Origin of the sequence: Parageobacillus thermoglucosidasius (assembly GCF_001295365.1) — a bacterium.
GTDB lineage: Bacteria > Bacillota > Bacilli > Bacillales > Anoxybacillaceae > Parageobacillus > Parageobacillus thermoglucosidasius.
Genome location: NZ_CP012712.1, coordinates 1,812,752 through 1,829,835, shown reverse-complemented (window position 1 = coordinate 1,829,835; position 17,084 = coordinate 1,812,752). Strand labels below are relative to the sequence as shown.

Genomic DNA, 17,084 nt, shown 5'->3' with positions numbered 1-17,084 from the left:
CTCCCTCCTTTACTATTTCTTCAAGTTGACAAGCTCTTGCAAAATTTCGTCAGATGTTGTAATAATGCGCGTATTTGCTTGGAAGCCGCGCTGCGCAACGATCATTTCCGTAAACTCTTCGGCAAGGTCGACGTTGGACATTTCAAGGGCGCCAGAGACGATCGTGCCAGTACCATTGGCGCCAACATCACCTATAATTGCTACGCCAGAACTAGCTGTCGGTCTGAAAAGGTTGTCCCCTACCTTTTCTAATCCTTCGTTATTAGCGAATTTTGCTAATTGGATTTTACCTGCGATCTGTAAAGCTCCCGTTGAATCTACATAGCTTACAGTTCCATCTGAACCAATACTAACACTTTGCGCACTTTTAGGAATTCCGATGCGTTCATTATTTGTACCAAGTAAATAGCGTCCGTCAGCACTGACAATATATCTAAAATCATTATCAAGATTAGTAGTATTATTAGGATTATCTCCAGCATCAAGATAAAAATTACCTGATCTTGTATATAATAGATTTGTCAAATCATCTGGATTTGGTGTACTTCCATTTTTCTCTCCTAAGACAAAAAATCCGTCGCCAGAAATCGCCAAATCTAGCGGGCGCCCTGTCGGTTGCGTGCTCCCTTGCGTATGGACGGTATCAATGGCTGCCAGCTGCATTCCTAAACCAACTTGCTTCGGGTTTACTCCGCCACGATTTGCTGTCGGACCGCTTGCCCCGGCGATTTGTTGGCTCACTAAATCTTTAAAAATCGTTCTTCCTTTTTTAAAGCCATACGTATTGACATTGGCGATGTTGTTGCCGATGACATCCAGCTTTACTTGGAAGTTTTTCATTGCGCTAATTCCCGAATACATCGAACGAAGCATTGCAACCCTCTCCCTTTCATTTATTTAGATTCAACTTTTATAACAAGGCTCGCATTGATTATTGAGCCATTATCCAATTCAAGAAAAATTTGATTATCTTTTTGCAACACCGATTTCACAACTCCGCTTTTCGTGTTTTCTTCTTCTTGCCAATAAACGTTTTTGCCGATCCATTCACTGTAGCGGAGCAGCGCCTGATTATTTTGCGTTTGCATCAACCGCTCGAACATGCTTGAAATATTAATCATTTGTTCTAGAGTAGAAAAATTGGCCATTTGCGCAATAAACTCTTTATCTTCCATCGGATTTAACGGATCTTGGTTTTGCAATTGGACAAGCAAAATTTTTAAAAAATCGTCTTTTCCTAATATTTGATTTCCGGTTTTTCGTTCGGGCGGCCGATAATTCTCCAATAACAAGCTTGGATCAACACTATTTGTCACGGCTTTCCCTCCTATGCTTCCGTGTCAATCATCTCTGTCATAAACGCAGCATGAAAAGATTGTTTTTTCGGTCTCTCTTCTTTTCGCTGCTGGCGCTCTTTTTGTTCATGTCCGCGTTCTTCTTGATAAAATGCAGGCATGTAGCGGTCTTGCGCCAATGCGTTCCATTTTTCCACCGTTATATTTTCCGTTGACAAAACGTGATAAAGCTGCGACAAGTTGGCATCCAAAAGCTCTTTGGCTGAATCGGTCGATGCGATCAGCTTGGCCGTCAACGTTCCGTGTTCCCGCGCGATTTTTACGGTTAATGTTCCTAAATGTTCAGGATAAAGGCGAATGACAAGCTGCGCATTTCCATTTTGAAAACGAGTTAACCGGCCTGATTGGATAATATTTGTTAATTGTTGGAGAAATGATTCATTCGCTTTTGGTCCTGATAACGTCTCGTCAACAACAATCATTGGCGCGTTCGCTTGTGGCGCAACGATATTTCCGTCTGGCAACGGCACAGTAAACAGCGTCATGCTGCTATTTTTCTCCGTAGCCGCCGCATTGCCTGACGGCGAATTAAAGCTTTGACTAAAAACGGACGAAGATGAAGGGAAAAACCGATTTGGCCACAGCCGCTTTTCTGCCAAATCACTGTTACTTGAAATTGCAGCGCTTTTTTCCGCTTGGTTATTCCATCGCGCCAATATTTCCCGGAAAAGCGTTTGTATATCGATGTTTCTTGCTGTCCCGTTTTGCGACAAAGTCATATCCGCATCAAGAAAAAGGAACAAGCGAGATGATTCGTCATTCATGCCATTGCTTAGTTTCATGGGCACGTTCTTGTCCATTTGCTCGATGAACTGGACAAACGCGTCGCTATCCAAAAGGGAAAGCAAGCGCGGCGACGATTCCTCACTCATGACATCGCTTATTTGGTTTATGAGCATGTTTTTGTCTATTTGCTGGATGAACCGTGCAATCGTTTCATTATTTGCAACAGCTTGCCCTATTGGGCGGTTAGCAAACATAGAAGCATCATCCGTCTGATTCGCATCTTCCATATTGTTCCATATAAAAAGGAGAAACGGAAGCCATTCCTCTATAGCCATTTGGCCGGCTGCCTCTTCTTGCTGCTTCGGTGGCTCGGAAAAACGCTCACGAGAAACAAGAACGTTTCCTTCTTCATTTTTTGCATTTGTTCCCATGATCGCTAGCAGCTGCTGGAACGGGCTTGTTTCGCCGTTTCCCGCCGCTGGCTTCGCGGCCGCTTTTGTTGGCGGTCCTACTGTTTGTGGAATGAACGGTTGATAGTTAGTCCCGATTTTCACCTTGCCGCCTCCTCAATGGGTGAATTTTCTTTAGCGCGTTGTGCTAACATCGATGTGTATTTTGCCGCATCATCAGGTGGCATTTTTTCTAAAATCGCCGCTGCTTTATCGCTGTCTAACAAGGATAAGATCGCCAACGCCTCGCTTTCCGGCATTTTGACCAAAATCATGGCGGCGTTTTTCTCTGACATTGTTCCATACATGCGCGCAACGTCTTTCATCGTCGGCGTTTGTGCCTGCGCGTTTGCTTCTCCTGCCGTCGTTTCCGCAGCTGATAATTCCTCGCGCAAGCTGTTGACCTCTGTTTTTAGGTCATTGATTTCCTGCTGCTTTGTGGCCAGTTCATTTTCCAGTTTTTTTATTTCTTTTTGTTGCTTCGCGATCACTTTATTTTTCTGTTCGATCGTTTTTTCTGATTCTTTTTCCCATTCGCTTTTGGCTTTTTGCACGTCTATATATTGCGAAATAATCGGGATGTCTTTGCTATGCTTTTTCATTGTGTCCAAAACGTTGATCCCGGCAATTGCCATAATGACAAGGGCCAACGCTGTCGCAAACAATGTCGGAATGACGATGATAAACAAAAACCATTGGAGTTTGCTCCCTTTCTCTTCTCTCTCCATTTCTTGATTTGCTGCCATCTTTCTAATCTCCCCGATGTGCAAAGCGTTGAATCGAAATTTCATCCATCCATTTGTTTTCGGTAATTCTTTCCGCATCAACAACGGCTTGCATATATTTTTCTTTCATCTTTTCAAATTTTTTTACTTCGATATTAAGCTCTGTTAATTTTATTTGCTTGCGCTGCATTTGCTCCCTTGCTTGCATCACAAGAAGCTGGTAATGGTGGATCGTCCGTTCGAGATTGGAAATAAACTGCTGGAAATGGCGGATTTCTTGAATCGGCAACCCTGCTTGAAGTTTTTGTTTATGTATTTCTTCATATTGTTCCTTTTGCTTGAGAAAGTGGTATAGTTTTTCCGCCACTTCCTGAAAACGCTGCACCGCTTCGTTGTATTCTCCCACTGCTTGCTTTTTCTCGTTTTCTTTCATTGTTAAAACTTTTTGCAACTTAAACACATATCCCATCGTTTATCACCCTGTTTGCATTAAACGAAGTAGCGTCTCAATGCTTTCGTCTTTTGTCGCTTTCTCATCGATATCTTGTTTGCAAAAAGAAATGATTTCCGGGTAATAGCGGATCGCTTCATCAATTTCTTTTGACGATCCCCGCTTGTACGCCCCTATATTGATTAAGTCTTCCGAATTAATATAAGTGGATAGAAGCTGGCGGAGCTTATCCGCCGCTTGCCGGTGCTCTGGAGAAATAATGTGATTCATCACGCGGCTAACGCTTTTTAATACGTTAATCGCCGGATACTGCCCTTTATTGGCTAAACTGCGTTCAAGAACGAAATGTCCGTCCAAAATGCCGCGCACTGTGTCGGCGATCGGTTCATTCATATCGTCACCGTCGACAAGCACCGTATAAAACGCGGTGATCGTGCCGCAGGCGTTTGTTCCGGTGCGTTCCAGCAGTTTCGGCAATATCGCAAACACGGACGGTGTATATCCTTTTGTTGTCGGCGGCTCGCCGATCGCTAGGCCAATTTCCCGCTGTGCCATCGCGACGCGTGTGACCGAGTCCATCATAAACATGACATCCATCCCTTGGTCGCGGAAATATTCGGCAATCGCCGTGGCGGTGTACGCCCCTTTCACCCGCATCAATGCTGGCTGATCGGAAGTCGCAACGACAACGATGGAGCGCGCCAATCCTTCAGGACCGAGGTCTCGTTCGATAAATTCACGGACTTCGCGCCCACGCTCGCCGATCAACGCGATCACATTGATGTCCGCGTTCGTATGGCGTGCAATCATTCCCATCAATGTGCTTTTTCCGACTCCCGAACCGGCAAAAATTCCGACGCGCTGCCCTTTGCCAACCGTCAGCAAACTGTCAATGACACGAACGCCCACTTCGATCGGTTCGCTGATCGGCGGTCTTGCGAGCGGATTGGGCGGATTGCGCTCAATCGAAATTGGCTGCAATCCTTTGGACAGCGGGCTGCCATCGAGAGGATAGCCGAGTGAATCCAGCACCTTTCCAATTAATGGAAAACCAACACGGATTTGTAACGGCTTCCCAGTCGCTTCGACAATGCATCCCGGTGAAATATGTTGAACGGTCGAAAACGGCATTAACAATACATGCTGCTCTTTAAATCCAACGACTTCTGCGGCAATCATTTGTTTTTGCTTTCCGCTTCCGGTATGAATATAGCAAATATCGCCGACCGAGCTTTCCGGTCCTTTCGCTTCTATCATTAAACCAATAACCCGCGAAACTTTGCCAAACCGTTTATATGAATCCATTGTCTCGATTTCGTCAAGAAGAGCTTGCCAATTCAGCGGACATCCCCTCCTTCATCCGTTCGAACAGCTTTTCTTTTATTTGCTCTAGCTGTGTATCAACACTTGCATCGATGCGCCCGAACGGAGTTTCGATAATGCATCCATGTTCTTCCAGCTGTTCATCTGGATGAATAAACACATCCGCTTCATGATGAAATAGCGCTTTAAGCTCTTCTTTGCGCCGCACGACCGTTTCATAAGAAGCTGGATGGACGTAAATTGTCACTTCTGATTGTTCGCGCACTTCTTTGATCGCCCGTTTCACCAGTGACAGAAAATGATCGTGATTTTCCGCCAGTTTTTCACCAATAATGCGCTCCGCGACTTTTATTCCAATGCGGAGGATCGTCTCAGCCGATGCGTTGATTTGTTCGTAAAACTGGGCATTCGCGGTCTCCGTAATTTGCCGGGCCTGTTCAATCAACTCGCGGTAATGATGCAGCGCTTCTGCTTTTCCTTGCCCAAATCCGTCTTTATACCCTTCTTCGCGCGCTGATTGAATAAGCTGCTCCTTTTCGGTTTGCCACGCTTCCTGTTCTTGCTGCACTTGCTGGCGCATCAATTCATAATATTGTTCCGCTTCCCGTTTGATCCGTTCTGCCTCATGTTTGGCATGTTCCACCGCCGCTTCATGATTTTCTCGCTGCTCGTCTGGTGCGGTTGGCTGCTCAAAATCAAGGCGTTTAATTTCGATCATTTTTTTGCCAACGCGGTTGATCTTCGTAAATGGCGCTTTAATGACGTTAGACAATAATATCATCTCCCCCGCCGCGAGCAATCACAATTTCTCCCGCTTCTTCCAAGCGGCGAATCACCGAGACAATCCGCGACTGCGCCTCTTCCACATCACGCAGCCGGACAGGCCCGATAAATTCCATCTCTTCTTTCAATGTCTCTGCCATGCGTGTGGACATGTTGCGGAAAACAACTTCTTTTACTTCGTCGCTTGCTACTTTGAGCGCCAACACTAAATCATTGTTGTCGACTTCACGAACAACGCGCTGAATCGCACGGTTATCAAGAGTGACAATATCTTCGAAAACAAACATCCGTTTTTTAATTTCTTCCGCAAGCTCAGGATCTTGAATTTCAAGGGCATCGAGAATCGTTCGTTCTGTGCTGCGGTCAACCTGATTTAACACTTCCACAACGGTTTCAATTCCGCCAGTTTGTGTATAATCTTGCACAACCGTTGCCGATAGTTTTCGTTCCAAAATTTGTTCTACTTCATTAATAATCTCAGGCGATGTGCTATCCATTAACGCGATGCGTCTGGCGATATCCGCCTGCATTTCTTGCGGTAAAGCCGATAAAATTTGCCCTGCTTGCGCCGGTTCCAGATAAGAAAGGATAAGGGCAATCGTCTGCGGATGTTCGTTTTGAATAAAGTTTAATATTTGCGCAGGATCCGCTTTACGGGCAAAATCGAACGGCCGCACCATCAAAGCGGACGTTAACCGGTTGATAATATTCATCGCTTTCTCCGGGCCGAGCGCTTTTTCAAGCACCTCTTTGGCATAGGCGATTCCGCCTTGCTCAATATAATCTTGCGCCAGCGCGATTTGATGAAATTCTTCCATCACTTCTTCTTTTTCGTCCGCTCCCACTTGACGCATTCGGGAAATTTCTAAAGTCAGCTTTTCAATTTCTTCTTCTGATAAATGTTTATAAACGGAGGCGGATACGTCTGGGCCAAGGGAAATAAGAAGGATCGCCGCTTTTTGTCTCCCCGTCAGCCCACTTCTCTTTACTTTATTTTCCATTCCCCGTTCCTCCTACTCTTCCGATAACCATGTTCGCAACAGCTTTGCAAATTCATCCGGCTTTTCTTTCGCCAATCTTTCTAACTGTTTGCGACGCATGGTCGATTCTGTCTCTTGCTCGTGAATATCCGGAATTTCTTGAACCATTGGCTGTTCGAAGATTTCTTCCTCTTCCTCCTCTTCTTCCTCATCACTCTTGCGGCTGCGCCACCATAAGATGAACAATGTGATCAGAAGAACAAGGCCGATGCCGCCAACGATATATACCCACATTGGAATCGCCGGTTTCGGTTCCTCAAATGTCGCTTTTCCGTTAAACTTCTGCACAGAAACGACAACGCGATTTTGAATATCCTGATCGGTTAATGTTTGGCCATATTGTTTGTCAATCGATGTTCTGACAATCGTTCCTAATATTTTTTGAATATCGTCGATCGTTTGCTGCGGCAGAGAGTTCGGATCTTTCGGATCCGGCGGCTCCACCATCACTTGAATGCCTAAATCGCGAATTTTATATGGGCTTTCGACGATATTCTTTTTTATCCGGTTCACTTCGTTATTAATCGTTTCTTCGGTCCGCTCATAATTTCCATTTGCTTCGTTTGCCCCAGCCTGATAGTTTGGCACTTCATTTGCCCCTGTTCCAGCTGTGCCGCCTGGTGGTGCCCCATTTCCAGAGTAAGTTTCTTGAATGCGTTGCACGCTGATGGCAATGCCTTCGTTATTTTCCTCATCAACTGGGGCAACAAGGTTTTCTTCCCGTCTTTCTTGCGTAAAGTCAATATCTGCTGTCACCGAAACAGCCACTTTATCTTGTCCCATCATCGTCCCCAGCATCCGCTGCACTCGCTGTTGAATGTCGCGCTCAATTTGTTGCTTTATTTCTTGCTGTGCAGCAAACGTTGTGCCTGTCGAATTTTTTTCGTCATTTTTCAAGTCAAAATACTCAAAAAACTGGTTCATAATGACGATATTATCTGTAGGAAGGTTAGGAACACTTTTGGAAACGAGATGATATAACGCTTTTATTTGCTGGTCGCTAAATTGGTATCCCGGTTTTGTTTTCAGCACGATCGATGCTGAAGCTTCCCCTTGATTATCGGACGCAAACACGCTCGGCTGCGGAAGATTAATCATTACTTTCGCATCTTCAACGCCGTTAATGCTTTTGATTAAATTTGCCAGCTCATTTTGCATTGCTTCGAGCTTGACGACGTTAAACTCGTTATCCGTCATTCCGAAGCTTGCGTTTTTCCCAAAGAAAGAATAGTCGATCATGCCGCTGTTCGGAATTCCTTCCGCTGCCAACTCCACTTTTAACGAATCTGCCAAGTCTTTTGGCACTTTTATCGTTGTGCCGTTATCGGCTACTTCTGATTTAATGTTCCGCTGATCGAGCGTTTCTTTTATTTGTCCTGCTTCCTGTGGCGTTAAGTTGCTATATAGCGGCACCATTTCCGTCCTTGTTGCAAAAAATACAGTAGCGCCGATAATCAGCAAAAGAAGGGCAAGGCTAGCAACAGCGATCCATTTTTGTTTTTTTGTTCGTTCTTTCCAAAATAAAGTAAAGCGATTAAGCCATTTTTTCAGTCTGTCGTTCATACTATTCCCCCGATTATTTCACAGTCGATATGCTATATTTGCATTCGCATCATTTCTTGATATGCTTCAATCACTTTGTTGCGCACTTCCAACGTAAGCTGCAAAGAAATGCTTGCTTTTTGCGCCGCGATCATTACTTGATGCAAATCGACATTTTCGCCTTTCACCAATTTTTCCGTCAGCTGGTCAGCCTGTATTTGCTGCTCGTTTACTTTATTAAGCGCATCTTTTAAAAAGGCGGAGAACTCCTTTTGCACATCAGCCGGTTTTGCCGTTTGGGAAGCAGCATCAACCGTCCCTGCAAACAATGAACGATCAATTCCTTGTATCATTGTCCACATCCCCTTTATTTTCCAATTTCTAATGCCTTCATTAACATCCCTTTTGTCGCGTTAAAAACGGTGACGTTTGCCTCATATGACCGCGTGGCGCTCATTAAATCGACCATTTCCTTCAACGGATCGACATTAGGAAGGCGAACATATCCGTTGCGGTCTGCGTCAGGATGGGAAGGATCGTAAACAAGTTTGAAAGGTGCTGGATCTTCGACGATTTTTGTGACCCGGACCCCGCCGCCAACGGAATCACGGCTATTCATCGCAGCCTGCAAATATGTAGAAAACCCTTCTTGGCGTGGCTCCATGACGACCAATTTACGCCGGTACGGCTCCCATTGCCCATTAACAAACCGGGCGCGCGTCGTATCAACATTGGCCATATTGGAGGAAACCACATCCATGCGCAATCGCTGTGCTGTCAGCGCAGACGCCGTGATATCTAAATTTTGAAACATAGACATACGTTATTTCCCTCCCTTAATGACCGTCTTTAATGTTGTGAATTTTCCGTTAAGTCGCTCAACTAAAGCATTATAATAAATTTGATTTTCTGCTAAATCTGCCATTTCTTTATCAATATCGACATTATTTCCATTATGATTGTATACCACATCCGTCCTTTTCGTCACGAAAAATTGATTTGATATTTGATGATGAAACGGCAAATGCTTTGGATGCGTCCGTTTTGCTTCCAGCGGTTGCAGCGCACGATCCAATTCCGTCCTAAATTGGACGCTTTTCGCCTTGTAATTCGGCGTGTCCACGTTAGCAATATTGTTGGCAATCACTTTTTCTCTTAATGCCGCATAATCAAGCCCTTGCTCAAGCATCGTTATTGTACGTGAAAATAGTGCCAAAGGTATCCCCTCTTTTATCCCATTTTTCGACAATCTTACTGCTATTATCATTTTACGGGAATGAAAAAATGTTGTATAGACGGAAGATTGTACTATTTTTTTAGTACTAAATAGAGAAATTTGTTTATATTTGTCATTTTTATGCGCCTGCCGAACAAACGATCATGCAAAAAACCGGCCTAAAAACGAGTCTGCTTTTAGGCCGGTTTCTTTATGATCCATTAACTGGATTTCAATTTTTCTAATTCTGTCAAAAACTTATCATTTAACACTTTAATATATGTCCCTTTCATGCCAAGCGAACGTGACTCAATGACGCCAGCACTTTCTAGCTTGCGAAGAGCGTTAACGATAACGGAACGGGTAATGCCGACACGATCGGCAATTTTACTTGCGACAAGCAACCCTTCTGTGCCGTCGAGTTCTTCGAAAATATGTTCAATCGCTTCTAGTTCGCTATAAGAAAGGGAGCTGATTGCCATTTGCACAACCGCTTTGTTGCGCGCTTCTTCTTCAATTTCCTCCGCTTTCTCGCGCAAAATTTCCATCCCGACAACGGTTGCACCATACTCGGCTAAAATAAGATCGTCATCGTTAAATTCGCGATCCAACCGCGACAAAATCAGCGTCCCAAGCCGTTCGCCGCCGCCGTTGATCGGCACGATCGTCGTTAAGCCGGTTTTAAACAAGTCACGATTTTCCACTGGAAATGCGGTATATTCGCTATTAATATCAATATTAGGGGACGTTTCTGTTATGTTAAACAAATTTTTCGTATACTCTTCAGGAAATTGCCGCTCTTCCAACATTTTTTTCATCCGTTCATTTTCAATCGACTGCTTAATCGCATAACCAAGCAATTTGCCGCGGCGGCTCAAAACGAATATGTTCGCTTCGATCACTTCGCAAAGCGTTTCCGCCATTTCTTTAAAGTTTACTGGTTTTCCTGCCGCTTTTTGCAGCATTGCGTTAATCGTTCTCGTCTTTTGTAATAAATTCATATATTCATTCTCCTCCTCAATTTATTTGTTACAAAATGAATTCGCTCAAGTTTTTGTTTTTGACAATGCCACCAAGTTTTTGCTCAACATACTGTGGTGTAATGACGACTTTGTCTAGCGTAATATCAGGAGCTTCAAACAATAAATCTTCAAGCAGCTTTTCCATGATGGTATGAAGCCGTCTTGCCCCGATATTATCAGTCGTCTGATTCACTTCAAAAGCGACTTCAGCAATCTTACGAATAGCATCGTCAGAAAATTCGAGATTTATACCTTCCGTCGCTAAAAGCGCCTGATATTGTTTAATCAGCGCGTTATTAGGCTCTACTAATATTTTTACGAAATCATCAACCGAAAGTTTCGTTAATTCGACGCGAATCGGAAAACGCCCTTGAAGCTCTGGAATTAAGTCGGACGGCTTCGCCATATGAAACGCGCCGGCCGCAATGAACAATATATGATCTGTCTTCACAGGGCCATATTTCGTCATTACCGTCGATCCTTCGACAATCGGCAAAATATCGCGCTGCACCCCTTCGCGCGACACATCCGCCGAAGAAGCAACTTGCCCGCTGCGCGCGATTTTGTCGATTTCATCGATAAAAATGATGCCGGATTGTTCGGCAAGGCGTATCGCTTCTTGCGTCACTTCATCCATGTCGATCAATTTTTGCGCTTCTTCATTTATAAGCACTTTGCGCGCTTCCCTTACTTTCAATTTCCGCTTTTTGCGCCGCTTCGGAATAAGGCTGTTCAGCGCGTCTTGCACGTTCATTCCCATTTGCTCAATGCCGGCGCCTTGTAAAAAATCAAAAAACATCGGCTGTTGTTCTTCCACTTCTATCGTGACAATTTCATCTTCCAGCTGGCCATTTGCGAGCTGCCAGGCGACTTGTCTTCGTCTTTGTTCAATGTGTTCGTCCTCGTATGCTTGATTTGTGTCATGCTGCGGCGTTTGTACTCCGCCAAATAATAGTTCAAAAGGGTTTTTCATCGTTTGTTTTTGCTTTCCCGGCACTAGCAGCTCGACGAGCCGTTTATTTGCCTGCTGCTCAGCGCGGTCTTTCACTTCATTCATTTTCCGCTCTTTTACCATTCGAACAGACGTTTCCACAAGATCGCGCACCATCGATTCCACATCGCGGCCGACATATCCGACTTCCGTAAATTTGGTCGCCTCCACTTTTACAAACGGAGCGCCGACCAACTTCGCCAGCCGTCTGGCGATTTCCGTTTTTCCAACCCCCGTCGGGCCAATCATTAAAATGTTTTTCGGAACCACTTCATCCCGCAGTTTTTCATCAAGCAAACTGCGGCGATAACGGTTTCTCAGCGCAATCGCAACCGCTTTTTTCGCTTCCTTTTGCCCGACGATAAATTGGTCAAGCTGTTCAACGATTTGCCGAGGTGTCAAAGCTTCAGCCACCGCTGTTTCCCTCCTCTCTTTTACAACTCTTCCACAATAATATGGCCATTCGTATACACACAAATATTCGCAGCTATTTCTAACGCTGCTTTCGCGATTTCTTTCGCCGATAGCTGGTCTCCCGCGTACTGTTTTAACGCACGCCCTGCCGCCAGCGCGTAATTCCCACCGGAACCGATCGCTAACATCCCGTCATCGGGTTCAATCACTTCACCCGTTCCTGAGATGAGAAGCAAATGGCGGGCATCCATCACGATCAGCATCGCCTCCAGGCGGCGCAACACTTTATCGCTGCGCCATTCCTTTGCCAATTCGACAGCGGCGCGCGGCAAGTTTCCGTTAAATTCTTCGAGTTTGCCTTCAAACATTTCAAACAACGTAAACGCATCTGCGACCGACCCAGCAAACCCCGCCAGCACTTTTCCTTGAAACAATCTCCGTACTTTTTTGGCCGTGTGTTTCATGACAACCGCATTTCCAAACGTTACCTGGCCGTCCCCAGCCATCGCCGCTTTTCCATTATGATGAATCGCAAAAATCGTCGTAGCATGGAACTGTTCCATCACTCCCAGCCTCCTTTCCACTCATGGCGGCAATTATGCCCGCGGATGCGTTTGCAAATAAATATGGCGCAGCCGGTCTTTCGTGACATGCGTATACACTTGTGTTGACGAAAGATGCGCATGGCCGAGCAGTTCTTGAACCGCGCGCATATCGGCACCTTCATTAAGCAAGTGTGTCGCAAACGTGTGCCTTAGCACATGCGGGCTAACATGTTGAGTAAGCGCTGCTTTTTTAACCATTTCATCCAAAATATAACGTGCCCCCCGAGGCGTCAATGGATTGCCGCGGGCGTTGACAAACAAATAAGCATGGGCGGCTTTTGCGTTTTGCAAAAGTTCGCGCCGTCCATGATGAATGTAGCGCTCCAATGCTTCTTTGGCAAAGCGGCCAAACGGGACATAGCGTTGTTTGCTTCCTTTTCCATGAATTAAAATGGTGGAGCTCGAAAAATCGATATCGGAAAGTTGAATGTGACAACATTCACTAACACGGACACCCGTCGCATAAAGAAGCTCGAGCATCGCTTGGTTGCGCTGTCCGATCGCTGTATTCACATCATTGACATGAAAAAGGATTTCTAACTCCTGCTCATATAAAAAATTAGGAATTTTTTGTTCTTTTTTCGGAAGCGCTGCAAGCGCAAACGGATTTTCCAACACTTTTTTTTCCCGCAGCAAAAACTTATAGAAGCTTCGCAAACTGGAAATTTTTCGCGAAACGGAACGACTTGACTGTTTTTGCTCATACAGCTTCGTCAAATAAAGGCGAACATCGCTATACGTTACTTCAGCCAAGTCGTGAATCCCTTGTTCGTTCATAAACTCGAAAAATTGTTCGATGTCTCGTTGGTAACACACAATAGTATATTGTGAATAATTTTTTTCGATTTGTAAATATTCTATGAACAATTGTAACGCAATTTTCGAATTTTCCATTTTCCACACCTCACAAGGGCTACTAAATAGTAACATATAATTAGCAGCCCTTGCAATCACTTTTAACAAAATTCTGAATTGTGTCCAATGCGCGTTGAGCGTAACGTTCATTGCGCTGCTGCTTATCTCTAATTTTTTCCTCCAGCGGGGCAAATAAACCGAAATTGGCGTTCATCGGTTGAAAGTGGTTCGGATTCGCCGACGTAATATAATGCGCCATGCTGCCGATCGCCGTTTCACGCGGAAAAACAAGAAGATCTTGCCCCAATACGAGCCGCGCTGCGTTAATGCCAGCGACAAGCCCTGATGCCGCCGATTCGACATACCCTTCTACACCGGTCATTTGCCCGGCAAAAAATAAATCATCGCGTTCTTTATATTGATACGTCGGGCGCAACAATTTTGGGGAGTTGATAAACGTGTTGCGGTGCATCACTCCGTAACGGACAATTTCCGCGTTTTCAAGCCCCGGAATCAAGCGAATTACTTCCTTTTGCGCCCCCCATTTCAAATGCGTCTGGAATCCGACAATGTTGTAAAGCGTGCCTGCCGCGTTGTCTTGACGGAGCTGGACCACCGCATATGGCCGCTTCCCTGTGCGCGGGTCTTCCAAGCCGACCGGCTTCATCGGGCCGAAAAGAAGCGTCTGTTTTCCGCGCCGCGCCATTACTTCAATCGGCATGCATCCTTCAAAATAAATTTCCTTTTCAAATTCTTTTAACGGCACTGTTTCCGCCGAAACAAGCGCTTCATAAAAACGGTTGAACTCTTCCTCGGTCATCGGGCAGTTGATGTAGGCGGCTTCCCCTTTGTCATAACGCGATTTGACATACACTTTGTCCATATTAATGCTGTCTTTTTCAACAATCGGAGCGGCGGCATCGTAAAAATACAAATATTCTTCTCCTGTCAGCTCCTTGAGCCGTTCCGACAGTGCCGGCGATGTCAGCGGCCCTGTCGCGATAATGGTCGGGCCGTCAGGGATGTCGGTGACTTCTTCGCGAATAACCGTTACGTTTGGATGGCCTTGCACCAAATTGGTGACGCGCGCCGCAAACTCATGCCGGTCAACAGCAAGCGCGCTCCCTGCCGGAACCGAGCATTCATCTGCCGCTTTCATGATGACGGAATTCAAGCGGCGCATTTCTTCCTTTAATACCCCGACCGCATTCGTCAACGAATTAGCGCGCAATGAGTTGCTGCAAACAAGCTCAGCAAATTGATCCGTATGATGGGCAGGCGTTTGCTTTACTGGCCTCATTTCATAAAGGCGGACATGAATGCCGCGGTTTGCGAGCTGCCACGCTGCCTCGCTGCCCGCTAAACCAGCGCCAATGACAGTTACCGTTCGTTCATTCACCATGCATTCCTCCCTGTGTTCGTCAAGATTGTGGTTCTTCTTCGTAGTCGCATGATGTGCACTGCACTTGCACGCCTTTTTTCAATTTCTTTTCCACTAACATCCCTTCGCATTTCGGGCATCGGCGGGCAAGCGGCTTATCCCATGAGACGAAATCACATTGCGGGAAACGGTCGCATCCGTAAAAAATCCGCTTTTTCTTGCTGCTGCGTTCGACAATATTGCCTTCATGGCATTTCGGGCATTTAACGCCAATTTCTTTGACAATCGGCTTTGTGTTGCGGCATTCTGGAAAATTGGAGCAAGCGACAAATTTTCCAAACCGCCCCATTTTATATACCATTGGGCTGCCGCATACTTCGCAATCGACTCCTGCCGGTTCATCTTTAATTTCAACTTCTTTCATTTCCTTCTCCGCGATTTGCAGCCGTTTTTCAAACTCCCGGTAAAATTCGTCGACCACTTTCACCCATTGTACTTTTCCTTCTTCAATTTCGTCTAAATTTTTTTCCATTTTTGCCGTAAATTCCACATCAATAATTTCCGGGAAAAACTCTAAAATCAGCTCTACCACGATTTCTCCGAGTTCTGTCGGAACAAAGCGTTTATTCTCAAGCACGACATAGTTCCGCTTTTGAATCGTATCAATCGTCGGCGCATACGTGGACGGCCTGCCGATGCCAAGCTCTTCTAGCGTTTTCACCAGCCGTGCTTCCGTGTAGCGCGGAGGCGGCTGAGTGAAGTGCTGCTTCGGTTCAATATCCTTGCTAAAAACGGTTTCTCCTTCCTGTAAATCAGGAAGAAGACGGTCCTGTTCATCGGTTTGGTCATCCGTTCCTTCCACATATACTTTCATAAAACCAGGAAACTTCACTTTCGAGCCGTTTGCCCGAAAGATCACCCCTCCATTTTCCAGCTCAACGCTCATCGTGTCAAGCAGTGCGGCCGCCATTTGGCTTGCGACAAAACGTTCCCAAATCAGCTTGTACAAACGGAACTGATCGCGGGTTAAATATGGTTTTACCTTCTCCGGGTCGCGAAACACAGACGTCGGGCGAATCGCTTCATGCGCATCTTGCGCATTGGCACTTTTCTTTTCTTTTCGCTTTTCTTGCGCGGCAAATTCTTTTCCAAACGTCGCTTCTATGTAAGAGAGCGCTTCTTGTTGCGCGCTTTCTGACACTCTTGTCGAGTCCGTGCGCATATAAGTGATTAATCCGACCGTTCCTTCGCTGCCAAGATCAATTCCTTCATACAACTGCTGGGCGATCATCATCGTTTTTTTCGTTCGGAAATTGAGTTTCCGCGCTGCTTCTTGCTGCAAGGAAGAGGTCGTAAACGGCGGCACCGGGTTTCGTTTCCGTTCCTTTTTTGCCACCGATGTCACCGTAAAGTGATTGCCGTTAATGCGCCGCAAAATCGCGGAAACGTCCGCTTCGTTTTTTAAGTCAAGCTTTTGCCCGTCGGCTCCATAGAAAGAAGCGGTAAACGTTTCGTTTCCTTTCACAAATTCCGCTTGAATCGTCCAATATTCTTCCGGCTGAAATTGTTTAATCTCTTTTTCGCGATCAATGATCAAACGCAGCGCTACGGACTGGACGCGCCCCGCGCTCAAGCCCTTCTTCACCTTTTTCCAAAGCAGCGGGCTAATGTTGTAACCGACGAGCCGGTCCAACACGCGGCGCGCTTGCTGTGCGTCTACCAAATTCATATCGATCGCCCGCGGATGCTGAAATGACTCCTTAATCGCGTCTTTCGTAATCTCGTTAAAGACAACGCGGCAATCGGAATGAATGTCAAGTTCAAGCATATTGGCTAAATGCCAAGCAATCGCTTCCCCTTCTCGGTCCGGGTCTGCGGCAAGAAACACTTTTTTTGCTTTTTTCGCTGCTGTTTTCAGCTCTTTAATAATCTGTCCTTTTCCGCGAATCGTGATATACTTTGGTTCATAACCGTTATTTATATCAACGCCCATCTGGCTTTTTGGCAGATCGCGAACGTGTCCCATCGAAGCTTTCACTTTATATTTTTTTCCTAAATATCGTTCAATTGTTTTCGCTTTCGCCGGCGATTCCACGATGACAAGATAGTCAGACATCAAACTTCCTCCCTTAAGAGGTAAATTTAAAATCTTCATTATTATTAATGATTCTTATGACATTTGTCAAACAAGATATGAAAAATTCCT

The 17,084-nt window shown here is 45.5% G+C and carries 18 protein-coding genes; all 18 read right to left on the bottom strand.

Features of this window, described 5'->3' with window-relative positions; genetic code table 11:
- Positions 1 to 12: 12 nt before the first annotated feature.
- The 18 genes from flgG to topA all read right to left on the bottom strand — a co-directional run bounded on the left by flgG (position 13) and on the right by topA (position 16,994).
- Positions 13 to 873 carry a flagellar basal body rod protein FlgG gene (gene flgG / locus AOT13_RS09135; RefSeq protein ID WP_003251735.1) on the bottom strand — a complete coding sequence of 287 codons (861 nt, stop codon included), beginning with the start codon at positions 871 to 873 and terminating at the stop codon, positions 13 to 15.
- A 20-nt stretch (positions 874 to 893) separates the two neighbouring features.
- The gene (gene flgD / locus AOT13_RS09130; RefSeq protein WP_003251737.1) at positions 894 to 1,316 is read right to left on the bottom strand and encodes a flagellar hook assembly protein FlgD; all 423 of its coding nucleotides are present in this window, start codon (positions 1,314 to 1,316) and stop codon (positions 894 to 896) included.
- A gap of 11 nt (positions 1,317 to 1,327) precedes the next feature.
- Complete coding sequence (locus tag AOT13_RS09125) at positions 1,328 to 2,635, bottom strand: flagellar hook-length control protein FliK (protein WP_003251739.1); 1,308 nt, start codon at positions 2,633 to 2,635, stop codon at positions 1,328 to 1,330.
- The gene (locus AOT13_RS09120; protein WP_003251741.1) at positions 2,632 to 3,276 is read right to left on the bottom strand and encodes a MotE family protein; all 645 of its coding nucleotides are present in this window, start codon (positions 3,274 to 3,276) and stop codon (positions 2,632 to 2,634) included. The genes AOT13_RS09125 and AOT13_RS09120 overlap by 4 nt, the downstream gene beginning before the upstream one ends.
- Positions 3,277 to 3,280: 4 nt before the next feature.
- The gene (fliJ, locus tag AOT13_RS09115) at positions 3,281 to 3,724 is read right to left on the bottom strand and encodes a flagellar export protein FliJ (protein ID WP_003251743.1); all 444 of its coding nucleotides are present in this window, start codon (positions 3,722 to 3,724) and stop codon (positions 3,281 to 3,283) included.
- A 6-nt stretch (positions 3,725 to 3,730) separates the two neighbouring features.
- Positions 3,731 to 5,011 (bottom strand): flagellar protein export ATPase FliI, encoded by a 1,281-nt coding sequence (fliI, locus tag AOT13_RS09110; RefSeq protein ID WP_003251745.1) that lies wholly within the window; start codon positions 5,009 to 5,011, stop codon positions 3,731 to 3,733.
- 13 nt (positions 5,012 to 5,024) lie between these two features.
- The gene (fliH, locus tag AOT13_RS09105) at positions 5,025 to 5,810 is read right to left on the bottom strand and encodes a flagellar assembly protein FliH (RefSeq protein ID WP_013401265.1); all 786 of its coding nucleotides are present in this window, start codon (positions 5,808 to 5,810) and stop codon (positions 5,025 to 5,027) included.
- Complete coding sequence (gene fliG / locus AOT13_RS09100; RefSeq protein ID WP_003251748.1) at positions 5,794 to 6,813, bottom strand: flagellar motor switch protein FliG; 1,020 nt, start codon at positions 6,811 to 6,813, stop codon at positions 5,794 to 5,796. The genes fliH and fliG overlap by 17 nt, the downstream gene beginning before the upstream one ends.
- A gap of 12 nt (positions 6,814 to 6,825) precedes the next feature.
- Positions 6,826 to 8,415, bottom strand: coding sequence for a flagellar basal-body MS-ring/collar protein FliF (fliF, locus tag AOT13_RS09095; RefSeq protein WP_003251751.1), 1,590 nt, complete (start codon positions 8,413 to 8,415; stop codon positions 6,826 to 6,828).
- A gap of 32 nt (positions 8,416 to 8,447) precedes the next feature.
- Positions 8,448 to 8,747 carry a flagellar hook-basal body complex protein FliE gene (fliE, locus tag AOT13_RS09090; RefSeq protein WP_003251753.1) on the bottom strand — a complete coding sequence of 100 codons (300 nt, stop codon included), beginning with the start codon at positions 8,745 to 8,747 and terminating at the stop codon, positions 8,448 to 8,450.
- A gap of 14 nt (positions 8,748 to 8,761) precedes the next feature.
- Entirely contained in the window at positions 8,762 to 9,214 is a 453-nt protein-coding gene (gene flgC, locus AOT13_RS09085; protein WP_003251755.1) for a flagellar basal body rod protein FlgC, read from the bottom strand.
- Positions 9,215 to 9,217: 3 nt separating this feature from the next.
- Positions 9,218 to 9,610: a flagellar basal body rod protein FlgB gene (gene flgB / locus AOT13_RS09080; protein WP_013401266.1), complete on the bottom strand. Its 393-nt coding sequence runs from the start codon at positions 9,608 to 9,610 to the stop codon at positions 9,218 to 9,220.
- Positions 9,611 to 9,831: 221 nt separating this feature from the next.
- Positions 9,832 to 10,611 carry a GTP-sensing pleiotropic transcriptional regulator CodY gene (gene codY / locus AOT13_RS09075; RefSeq protein ID WP_003251759.1) on the bottom strand — a complete coding sequence of 260 codons (780 nt, stop codon included), beginning with the start codon at positions 10,609 to 10,611 and terminating at the stop codon, positions 9,832 to 9,834.
- A gap of 28 nt (positions 10,612 to 10,639) precedes the next feature.
- Positions 10,640 to 12,037 carry an ATP-dependent protease ATPase subunit HslU gene (gene hslU / locus AOT13_RS09070; protein WP_013401267.1) on the bottom strand — a complete coding sequence of 466 codons (1,398 nt, stop codon included), beginning with the start codon at positions 12,035 to 12,037 and terminating at the stop codon, positions 10,640 to 10,642.
- 20 nt (positions 12,038 to 12,057) lie between these two features.
- A complete protein-coding gene (gene hslV, locus AOT13_RS09065; RefSeq protein ID WP_003251763.1) occupies positions 12,058 to 12,600 on the bottom strand; it encodes an ATP-dependent protease subunit HslV in 543 nt (180 codons plus the stop codon).
- A 33-nt stretch (positions 12,601 to 12,633) separates the two neighbouring features.
- Positions 12,634 to 13,536 (bottom strand): tyrosine recombinase XerC, encoded by a 903-nt coding sequence (gene xerC, locus AOT13_RS09060; protein WP_003251765.1) that lies wholly within the window; start codon positions 13,534 to 13,536, stop codon positions 12,634 to 12,636.
- Positions 13,537 to 13,576: 40 nt separating this feature from the next.
- Positions 13,577 to 14,899: an FADH(2)-oxidizing methylenetetrahydrofolate--tRNA-(uracil(54)-C(5))-methyltransferase TrmFO gene (gene trmFO, locus AOT13_RS09055; protein ID WP_013401268.1), complete on the bottom strand. Its 1,323-nt coding sequence runs from the start codon at positions 14,897 to 14,899 to the stop codon at positions 13,577 to 13,579.
- 19 nt (positions 14,900 to 14,918) lie between these two features.
- Positions 14,919 to 16,994, bottom strand: a complete 2,076-nt coding sequence (gene topA / locus AOT13_RS09050) for a type I DNA topoisomerase (protein ID WP_042383308.1) — start codon at positions 16,992 to 16,994, stop codon at positions 14,919 to 14,921.
- Positions 16,995 to 17,084 lie beyond the last annotated feature (90 nt).